The sequence below is a fragment of the Bartonella sp. CM86QHHN genome, from assembly GCF_042194695.1.
Taxonomy (GTDB): domain Bacteria; phylum Pseudomonadota; class Alphaproteobacteria; order Rhizobiales; family Rhizobiaceae; genus Bartonella.
This window is the reverse complement of sequence record NZ_JBHIND010000050.1, coordinates 1-3,242: the sequence shown is the minus strand read 5'-3', so window position 1 is coordinate 3,242 and position 3,242 is coordinate 1. Positions and strand designations below refer to the sequence as shown.

7 protein-coding genes are annotated in these 3,242 nt (G+C 35.7%); 4 read left to right on the top strand and 3 right to left on the bottom strand.

The window, feature by feature from the left end; all coding sequences use genetic code 11:
* Nucleotides 1-273, bottom strand: a 273-nt coding sequence (locus ACFIKX_RS04020) for a hypothetical protein (protein WP_375646076.1), incomplete at its 3' end; no start/stop codon positions are given.
* A gap of 351 nt (nucleotides 274-624) precedes the next feature.
* Here ACFIKX_RS04020 and ACFIKX_RS04015 point away from each other — a divergent pair.
* Together ACFIKX_RS04015 and ACFIKX_RS04010 are read left to right on the top strand one after the other, a co-directional pair.
* The gene (locus tag ACFIKX_RS04015; protein ID WP_038473319.1) at nucleotides 625-807 is read left to right on the top strand and encodes a type II toxin-antitoxin system HicA family toxin; all 183 of its coding nucleotides are present in this window, start codon (nucleotides 625-627) and stop codon (nucleotides 805-807) included.
* 20 nt (nucleotides 808-827) lie between these two features.
* Nucleotides 828-1,250: a HicB family protein gene (locus ACFIKX_RS04010; protein ID WP_100131245.1), complete on the top strand. Its 423-nt coding sequence runs from the start codon at nucleotides 828-830 to the stop codon at nucleotides 1,248-1,250.
* Between the two features lie 3 nt (nucleotides 1,251-1,253).
* Here ACFIKX_RS04010 and ACFIKX_RS04005 read toward each other — a convergent pair whose 3' ends face one another.
* Together ACFIKX_RS04005 and ssb are read right to left on the bottom strand one after the other, a co-directional pair.
* Entirely contained in the window at nucleotides 1,254-1,796 is a 543-nt protein-coding gene (locus tag ACFIKX_RS04005) for a hypothetical protein (protein ID WP_375627952.1), read from the bottom strand.
* Nucleotides 1,797-1,807: 11 nt separating this feature from the next.
* A complete protein-coding gene (gene ssb, locus ACFIKX_RS04000; protein ID WP_375624117.1) occupies nucleotides 1,808-2,263 on the bottom strand; it encodes a single-stranded DNA-binding protein in 456 nt (151 codons plus the stop codon).
* A 301-nt stretch (nucleotides 2,264-2,564) separates the two neighbouring features.
* Between ssb and ACFIKX_RS03995 the strand changes: the two genes are divergently transcribed.
* Both ACFIKX_RS03995 and ACFIKX_RS03990 read left to right on the top strand, forming a co-directional pair.
* Nucleotides 2,565-2,756, top strand: a complete 192-nt coding sequence (locus ACFIKX_RS03995; RefSeq protein ID WP_004859817.1) for a hypothetical protein — start codon at nucleotides 2,565-2,567, stop codon at nucleotides 2,754-2,756.
* 67 nt (nucleotides 2,757-2,823) lie between these two features.
* The coding region (locus ACFIKX_RS03990; protein WP_375629435.1) for a type II toxin-antitoxin system HicB family antitoxin at nucleotides 2,824-3,242 on the top strand (419 nt) is incomplete at its 3' end.

The following is a 3,242-nucleotide window of genomic DNA, read 5'->3' as shown; positions in this document are numbered from 1 at the left end:
TTTTGGCTGTTCGAGTGGAATTTCCTCTGTCACTGGTTCAGACGATGTTTGTACGGCTTCTTGTTCTATCTGTTTAATTTGCTCAACTTCCTTGTCAGGCTTTATTTTTGTTTTAACATCAACAAAAGGTTTAGCGGCATTTGCACGCTTGAGACGTGCGTAGACTTGATTGGAAATCTCAACAAATGGATTATTGGGAGTTGAAGTTTCAAAACGAACAGTGCTTTTATTATCGCCAACAACACACATTGGCTTGGTGATGATTGCTTTCATCTTCGCTCCTTTTGAGGCAATGAATTAATGACATCATTGGTTACTGAATGGCGTTTGATATGTGCAAAATAGATTAGTCTGTTTTATCAATAAAAACAGTACTTTAAGCCCTCTTGAAAGCTTAAGATTTTATCAAATTTTAGGGGATATTTTTGAATTTTAGACGCAATACAACCAGTGCCGTACTGCCACTAAATACGATTTTTCACGTATTGTCAATAGAAAAATCACGATATTGTGTATTTTTAATTTTTTTGATCAAAACTTAGTATTTTAAAAGCCAATCTTTAATTTTATACAAATAACAACATTTATGTTGTATTTAAACATTTTAGATGTTATATTATATTTATGAACAGTCAAGAATTAAAAAGATATCTTACGAAACATGGTTGCAGTTTTACCTCAGGGAAAGGTGGCCATTTGCTTGTAAAACGTGGTTCTAAAAAATCCGTTTTACCTATGCATGGTACGCGGAAAGAATTAGGAACGGGATTAGTTCAAAAGATTCTTAAAGATCTTGACCTAAGGTAAGTCTGAATATGGAGATGTAAATGAAATATGCACTTAAGTTTATCAAAGATGACAATGATACTCTTCTTGTCGTTTCCAAAGACTTTCAAGAATTTATTACCTATGGTAACGACGAAAAAGAGGCTTTGGAACACGCTAAAAATGCCCTTTTAACAGTTATTATGGGGCGTTTCCAAGATCGAGAAGTGGTCCCTTTTGGAGCTCGTGATGCTGCCTATCCTTTTGTTGAAGTATCTTCATTAGTTATTTTAAAAATTGCAATACACAACGCTATGGTTGAAAAGAATTTACGCAAAGCTGATCTCGTGCGTCTTTTAAAACTTCACCCAATACAAATTGACCGATTATTGGATTTAAACCACGCAACAAAATTAGATGCTTTAGAATCCACTCTCATTGCTCTTGGAAAAGAGATCACTATCAATGTTCAAAATGCTGCTTAAAATTTAGCGGTTTTGTATAAAATGTTTATGAAGTGCATTCAGAGCAACATACAGCGAACCGACAAGATGTGGCAGTGATTGATCTTCACTAACAAGATACTGTAGCGCGGCATAAAGGTTGTGCTGTCTATAAAGGCATTGTGCTTCTTTTAGCACCTCTTTCATTGCTTCATAGTAATGAGTAGTTTTTTCAATCCATTGTTTTTTTGCCTCTTCATTTAAAGATGGAGTAAAGTCATCATAAATTGCATTTGGTAAGGCTTTTGCACAGAGATAATTATTTCTCACTTCAAGATATTTTTGTGCAGCATCATATTGGTCTTGATTAATCACACCTTGCAGATAAAGCCGCCCGATATAGGTACCGGAAAGCGGATTTTTAGCCTCTTCTATGGTCAAGCCAAAGCGTTTGGCACGCATTTCAATTGCCAATTTATCCATGGGTTCATGCGGTGTTTTTGCTCGTGAGATACGTCCATTTGGTTCTCTGATACATCCTTTAATCCGTGGACGACCGCGTTTTGCACGTTTTTTTCTTTTTGTCATATTTTTTTCAATCAGAATGGTATGCTATCATTATTAATGAGTGCACTATGATCAGCAGCCCCTGAAGCGATAGCATAATTTTGAGAAGTAATAGGTGAAGGGGTAGGGGATGCCGATTGATCTTTCTTTGCATCAAGCAAATACAATTCACCTTTGAATTGTGGTAAGACAATCTCTGTTGTGTAACGGTCATGCCCATTTTTATCTTGCCATTTGCGTGTCTGTAATTTTCCTTCTATGTAAACCTTTGAACCTTTGTTTAGATACTGAAGTGCAATTTTTGCCAAATGTGGATTAAAAATCACCACGGAATGCCATTCTGTTTTCTCTACTTTTTGATTGGTTTTTTTATCTGTATAGCTCTCAGAAGTCGCTATACTAAAATTGACTATTTCTGCTCCAGAATTCATTGTTTTGCTTTCGGGATTGGCACCAAGGCGCCCGATTAACGTCACTTTATTTAGCATATTTGTAGCCCCATTAGATTAGCAATTTATACATGAAAAATCTTAGCATAATTTGCATATTTATACAATTATTTCAGTTTATTAATAACAGTTTTTTAAGTATTACATTATAATATTGTTTGACAAATTATTTATCAAAAAACCATGTCACACAAATGGCATGGCTTTCTTATTTCTTCTTTTAACTTTTCAATAAATATCCTTTCATTAAGAGTCTGTATCAAACTTTTTTGTTCGATTTATTGTTGACTATCGAACCTTTTTGTGCGATATTCATTTTATGAAAAAAGGGGGAGGCTAAATGAAACGAGAAGCACTGCTTAGAGAATTACGTAAAGAAGCCAGAAAAAGAGGCATTCATTACAGTGAAGCTCCTGATGCAGGCAAAGGGTCACATTATTTGGTAACTTTTGGAGACAAGACAACCGTTATAAAATCTGGTGAATTGACCCCACTTTACGTGAAAATAATAAAAAAGCAGTTGGGGGTATGAGTTACTCTCTCAACGGCTTTAATTTTTCGTTTCAAAAACATTTTGATCATAGTGAGGAGACCTAAACATGGAATATACGTATCAAGCAAAACTGGAATCTGATCCAGATGGTGGTTTTATTGTGACTTTTCCAGATGTACCAGAAGCAATAACAGCTGGAGAAAATAGAGCAGAGGCATTAGAGAATGCTGTTGAAGCTTTAGGGTTAGCATTACGGAGCTATCCTATGCGTGGTTTGCCTTTACCAATGCGACAACAGTATAAAGACCTTGTAGAGGTTACGGTAGATGCGTGGAATGCTCTTAAGCTCGCAGTGGTAGAAGCCTTTAATGAAGCGAATATCACAAAAACAGAATTGGCACATCGTTTGGGTAAAAAAGAAACAGAAGCAAGACGCATTCTTGATCCAAATTATCCAACTAAGCTTCAAACACTAGAGCAAGCACTGAGTGTTCTTGGCAAGCAAGTCGTTATTACAATCAAAAA

What these genes read in the sequence shown, in the direction of transcription:
- ACFIKX_RS04015 (WP_038473319.1), top strand. Translation starts at nt 625, where the DNA reads ATGAACAGTCAAGAATTAAAAAGATATCTTACGAAACATGGTTGCAGT.
- ACFIKX_RS04010 (WP_100131245.1), top strand. Translation starts at nt 828, where the DNA reads ATGAAATATGCACTTAAGTTTATCAAAGATGACAATGATACTCTTCTT.
- ACFIKX_RS04005 (WP_375627952.1), bottom strand. Translation starts at nt 1,796, where the DNA reads ATGACAAAAAGAAAAAAACGTGCAAAACGCGGTCGTCCACGGATTAAA.
- ssb (WP_375624117.1), bottom strand. Translation starts at nt 2,263, where the DNA reads ATGCTAAATAAAGTGACGTTAATCGGGCGCCTTGGTGCCAATCCCGAA.
- ACFIKX_RS03995 (WP_004859817.1), top strand. Translation starts at nt 2,565, where the DNA reads ATGAAACGAGAAGCACTGCTTAGAGAATTACGTAAAGAAGCCAGAAAA.